This is a genomic window from uncultured Fibrobacter sp. (assembly GCF_947166265.1).
GTDB lineage: Bacteria > Fibrobacterota > Fibrobacteria > Fibrobacterales > Fibrobacteraceae > Fibrobacter.
The window spans coordinates 1-5,014 of sequence record NZ_CAMVDO010000077.1 but is presented as its reverse complement, the minus strand read 5'-3'; the positions used below and the strand labels follow the sequence as shown (position 1 = coordinate 5,014).

The window sequence follows — 5,014 nt, the reverse complement described above, 5'->3', positions numbered from 1 at the left end:
AAAAATTCGCGGTCAATGTTTGCCTTTTCGCCGAATGTCCAGAAACGCCCGCGGATCTGGGACTTGGGCGAGTACGCCGCAAGACCCAGAAAGTCGCTCTTGTAGCTGTAAACTTCAACGGTGTCGCCTAGTTCCGGGTCGCCGATGACTTCGTCAACGGCTCCGCTAAAAATCCAGGGATGGTAACGCAATGCGGACTTTTCGCGTCCGGCTTTCAGGGTAATTGCTTTCATAAGTTCAAATGTAGAAAGATTTTGAGGGCGGTGCGGCTACATTCTAGGAACGCGAACCTTGTCGCCTGCATTCAGATGTTCCAACGCAACGCCCGCGTTTACCGACTGGAGCGCTGAAAGAACAAAGAATCGGGGGAGGTTCTGCACACCGGCGCCGTATGTTCGCTTCAAGAGCTTAAACAAGTCGTCGCCGTCTTTTGCCTCGACCGTGCGGTAAAGGGTCGCGTTCGACGGGTCGGATTGCAGCTTGGAAAGGGCGTTTGCGAACTTGTCGGCAAACTGTTCGGCAGAATGATCGGCCTTGGCGGTCACGTTTGCCTTGGGCGCGTTCTGGGAATTCTTGGCAGCGGGCTTCACGTCCTTTTTGCCCGTCACGGAACTCGGTAACTTGAAAACCGGCGCTGCGAAGGCGTTCATCTGGATGTTCGCCTCGGCGGAATCCGTTTTCTTGATGGGTTCAAGGGCGAGAATCGAATCGAGTGCGGCAATATAGGCGCTATCGGGCCATTCCTGCAGGGGCATTTTCTGGTCGGTAACGATGATTTTTGCCACGGGAGCATCGTTTCCGCAGGCGATAAAAATCAGGGGGAGTGCCGCAAGTAATCGTTTCATAGCCCAAAGATACTTATTCTTGCCGGTGGAGCGTGTCGCACCCGCTTGAAATGGAACGCCTTATCTGTGTATTTTCTACATTTGGCGTCGCTATGTTCGAATCGCTCTTTGACAAGTATCCGTTTTTCCGAGCCGTCCCCTGCGTGCTCTGCATGGCAATCATCTTTAAACTCTCCTCGATGACGATGGAGCAGCTTGAGGATCTTCCGCATATTTGGGACAAGCTGGCTCACTTTTGCGAATACGCAACGCTGGCTGGTTGCTATGCCATGCTCTGGAGTCGTAACGAATGGTCCAAGCGGCAGTGGCTACGCGTTTTGATTGTCGGGGGCCTTGCGCTCCTTTACGGATGTACCGACGAATTCCACCAGAGTTTTGTGGAAACCCGTGATAGCAGCGTACTGGACCTCGTGGCAGACCTGACGGGTGGACTCACGGGCGGTGTCGTTTACGCCATTATCACGCGAATCCTGAACCGCTTTGACCCCGTTCCGGAAAAAGTTTAAAATTCCCCTAGCAGTATTATTTCGCGGTGGAGTTGAATGCCGAATTTTTCGGCGACTTTACTCTGCACGAACTCGCTGAGTTTCTTGATGTCACTTGCGGTGGCTCCGTCTGCGTTCACGATAAAGTTTGCGTGTACGGTGCTGACTTCGGCGCCACCGATGCGGTAGCCCTTGAGGTCCGCCTGTTCAATGTAATAGCCCGGCGCAATTTGTGTCGGAGTGTCGGCGGCTCCGACAGTAAGTCGTTTGAAGGTGGAACCCGCGTTTGGCATGTTGAGCGGCTGGCTAGCCTTGCGTTTTGCCATACATTCGGCTAGTTCCGCTTCGAGGTCGGCGCTTGTCTTGCCGAGGCTTTCTGCAGTCGGCAATTGAAATGTCGCCGAGAGTATAATCGCGTTATTCTTCTGGAAAATACTTTGTCTGTATCCGAATTCGCATTCGCTTGCGGCGTATTCGCGCGTGTTTCCGTCGCTGTCGAGAACGGTTACCGCTGTGCAGCAGTTCCCGATTTCTTGCCCGTAGGCACCCGCGTTCATATAAATCGCACCGCCCAGAGTCCCTGGGATTCCGGCGAGCTTATGGATGCCTGCAAAACCCTGCTTTAAAACGCTGCGGGCGAACCTGCCGAGCGGTGTGGCCGCTCCGACTTTGAAGGCTCCGTTCCCAAGATCTTCTATCGAAAAAAAATCGCCGGCAAGCGTTACGATCACGCCGTCGAAACCCTTGTCCGAAACAAGCAGATTCGTTCCGTTCCCTAAGATGAAAAAGGGCAGTCCTTTTTCGCGGGCCAAGTCCAATGATTTTTTGAGATCGTCTGGGCTTTCCGCCTTTGCAAAATAGCGTGCAGCACCCCCCACTTTAAAGGATGTGTGCTTGCTCATCGGTTCATTTTCGAGAATCTGCATCGTTAAAATCTAATAAAAAATGGAGAACGGTTTTAGGTTAGACTATTCCAACTTGGATTACGATTTAAAAAAAAGTTCTTGACTTCTTGAAAAGAAAGAGCGAGCGCTGCAGGCAAGGCTCTCAAGGCTGAATCCTGGGAAGGCTCTGATGCTGTTGGCTTCTCCGCTATGCCGACTGGTAGGAACGTCGTTGCCTACAGCCGCAATAATTTCAAAGATGGAGATGCCGCATTCTTCTGGAGCTCCACGACATCTAATGTGTATGCTTGCTACTTAAAATTGGATGGCACCAACGCCGCATTTTTGCGCGCCGATGAGGCTGGCTACCAATTCGAGGCAGGTATGGCAGTTCGCTGTGTCCAGAATGCAGATGCGAAGTAATACAACTCCTATCGAATTCACTTTAACAGAGACCGGCTTTGCCGGTCTTTTTCTATAATTCCTGCTATGACTAATGAGGAACTGAAACAATTCAAGTCGGCGATTTCGATAACGTCTGTCGCGCAGAGCCTGGGAATTTCGGTTTCTCATGGTCGCTTCAGATGTTTTTTCCCGCAACGCCATACGCATGGCGACCGTACGCCTTCGGTTTCGATTTCCGAAGAACGCGGCTATTTTCGTTGCTGGGTTTGTGACGATGTCCGTGGCGACGTGATAACGCTTGTGCAGCTCGTGAAGGATTGCAGCTTTGTCGAGGCGCTCAGTTGGCTGATGGAACAGTATCCGTTTTTGGTGCCGCCCTCTGCCCGTAAAGAAATGGATCGCGTGTTGGAACGTGCGCAATCCTCTGCTTCGGGGCGTCAACAAGCTCTGGGAAGCTCTCCGCAGAATTTGCGTTCGTCGCAAAGTCATTCGTCGGTGCCCGAAATGGTCCGCCCGCCTGAACCCGAAGAACCGCCGCTGGTTTCCGAAGACGAACACAAGAAAATCATCCTCTCGTTCCTTAAGCGCCTGAGTCCTGTCGATAATACGCCTGCGGCCAAGTGGCTTGCCCGCCGCCGCATCTACAAGCCTGTATGGGACAAGATGCTTTTGCGTACCATTTCCAATTACGAAGAGGTAAACAATAGCCTCAAGGCGGATTTCGGCGAAGAGGTGCTGAAGTACGTGGGGCTCTTTAACGATAAGGGGCATTTGCGCTACTACAAGCATCCGCTGATTTTCCCGTATCTCGATACGCAGCGCCGTGCCTTCTATTTTCAGTCGCGGGCTATCGACAATACGGTCGTTCCCAAGGAACTCAACTTGCGCGGTACGGTGCCTTACCCCTACAACATGTCGGCGCTGGACCAGAAGCCGGGTTGGGTCTACCTGTGCGAGGGCGTGGTCGATACGCTCACGTTTTTAGGGCAAAAAATCAATGCGGTGGGCATTCCCGGCGTACGGAGCTTCAAGGTGGAATGGCTGAACCTTTTCAAGAACAAGAATGTGGTACTTTGTCTAGATCACGACGAGGCGGGCCGCTCTGGAATGGAATATATCGGCAAATTGTTTACGCAAGCGGGCATTCATAATGTAATTTTGGGCGAAGGAATGGAAAACTTGCCCACGGCCATGAAAGAGGGCGAGGACATCAATGACTGGTTCGGAGGAAAGAAGTAATGGATAAGGTGAAATTGTATTTTGGTAAGGTCAAGGACTTTTTCAAGTGGTTCACGAACACCACGTTTGCAAAGGTGACTGGATTCATTATCAAGTGGCTTTACCGGACGATTAATTTCATTATCCGCCAGGCGTTGCTGATTCTAATCATTTATTCGGCGGTATTCTCCGTGGCGGCCTCGTACGCCCTGTACCGTGCGTTCATTTACGGTTACGAAATTTACGAAGGGGTCGAGGAACTCAAGGATACCCAGCCCGAAATGAGCAAGTACATGGAGGCCCTGCGCGATTCGAGTCCGAACTTGCAAATCAAGCACACCTATGTTCCGCTCGATTCCATTAGCCCGTACCTGCGCAAGGCTGTGATTGCAAGCGAAGACGCCGGCTTCTATTTCCATCCGGGATTCGACGTGCGTGCCATTGCCGAAGCGCTTGATGCAAACCAGGTGGCGGGGAAGACCAAGTTCGGCGGCTCCACGATTACGCAGCAGCTCGCGAAGAACCTTTTCCTGAGCGGGGAACGTTCGTTCAACCGCAAGTTCAAGGAGTTGGCGTATGCCTTGCTGATGGAACATGAACTCGGCAAGGACCGCATTCTGGAACTTTACCTGAATTACGCCCAGTGGGGCAAGGATATTTTTGGTTGCCAGGAAGCGTGTCTCGCGTACTACAAGAAAAGCTGCTCCAAGATTAGCGTGGACCAGGCAATCAATCTGGCCGCCATGCTCGCAAGCCCCGGCAAGCACCATCCGAACATGCGCGAAAGTCAGTTCATGGCCAAGCGTCGTGCCGTGATTTACCAGAACATGTTCCCCAAGAAGGATAGCGTGCTGGTGGATTCGCTTAGGCAGCTGATGGCGCCGCTCCCGAAGGATAGCACCGCAAAGAAATAGCGGGCCTCCCTCAAAAAACGAATTTTTCGAAATTTTTTTCTCTCGTCTCTCGTCTTTCGTCTCTCGTCTATTCTATATTTTTCTCGTCTAAAATTTTCTCAAAGGAAACTAAAAATGGCTAAGAAAGAATCCAAGAAGAAGGTTGTCCTCGCCTATAGCGGTGGACTCGATACTTCCATCATCATCCCCTGGCTCAAGGAAAACTACGACTGCGAAGTGATCGCTTTCGCCGCCGACCTCGGTCAGAACGACTTCCCGGACGC

At 51.9% G+C, this 5,014-nt stretch carries 7 protein-coding genes and 1 pseudogene; 5 read left to right on the top strand and 3 right to left on the bottom strand.

Annotated elements, in window-relative coordinates:
- Both Q0W37_RS15190 and Q0W37_RS15185 read right to left on the bottom strand, forming a co-directional pair.
- A pseudogene (locus Q0W37_RS15190) lies at nt 1–233 on the bottom strand (23S rRNA (cytosine(1962)-C(5))-methyltransferase RlmI); the annotation flags it as partial.
- Nucleotides 234–269: 36 nt separating this feature from the next.
- Nucleotides 270–845: a hypothetical protein gene (locus Q0W37_RS15185; protein ID WP_297702387.1), complete on the bottom strand. Its 576-nt coding sequence runs from the start codon at nt 843–845 to the stop codon at nt 270–272.
- A gap of 92 nt (nt 846–937) precedes the next feature.
- Here Q0W37_RS15185 and Q0W37_RS15180 point away from each other — a divergent pair, with 92 nt between their 5' ends.
- Entirely contained in the window at nt 938–1,351 is a 414-nt protein-coding gene (locus Q0W37_RS15180) for a VanZ family protein (RefSeq protein ID WP_297702386.1), read from the top strand.
- Here the strand turns inward: Q0W37_RS15180 and murB are convergent.
- The gene (gene murB / locus Q0W37_RS15175) at nt 1,348–2,256 is read right to left on the bottom strand and encodes a UDP-N-acetylmuramate dehydrogenase (protein WP_297702385.1); all 909 of its coding nucleotides are present in this window, start codon (nt 2,254–2,256) and stop codon (nt 1,348–1,350) included. The two genes, Q0W37_RS15180 and murB, sit on opposite strands and share 4 nt — an antisense overlap.
- Before the next feature lie 168 nt (nt 2,257–2,424).
- Between murB and Q0W37_RS15170 the strand changes: the two genes are divergently transcribed.
- The 4 genes from Q0W37_RS15170 to Q0W37_RS15155 form a co-directional block, all read left to right on the top strand.
- On the top strand, nt 2,425–2,637 hold the full coding sequence (locus Q0W37_RS15170; protein ID WP_297702384.1) for a hypothetical protein: 213 nt from the start codon (nt 2,425–2,427) through the stop codon (nt 2,635–2,637).
- A gap of 66 nt (nt 2,638–2,703) precedes the next feature.
- Nucleotides 2,704–3,858 carry a CHC2 zinc finger domain-containing protein gene (locus Q0W37_RS15165; RefSeq protein ID WP_297702383.1) on the top strand — a complete coding sequence of 385 codons (1,155 nt, stop codon included), beginning with the start codon at nt 2,704–2,706 and terminating at the stop codon, nt 3,856–3,858.
- A complete protein-coding gene (gene mtgA / locus Q0W37_RS15160) occupies nt 3,858–4,751 on the top strand; it encodes a monofunctional biosynthetic peptidoglycan transglycosylase (protein WP_297702382.1) in 894 nt (297 codons plus the stop codon). Before Q0W37_RS15165 ends, mtgA begins: the two co-directional genes overlap by 1 nt.
- 114 nt (nt 4,752–4,865) lie before the next feature.
- Nucleotides 4,866–5,014, top strand: a 149-nt coding sequence (locus Q0W37_RS15155; RefSeq protein ID WP_297702388.1) for an argininosuccinate synthase domain-containing protein, incomplete at its 3' end; no start/stop codon positions are given.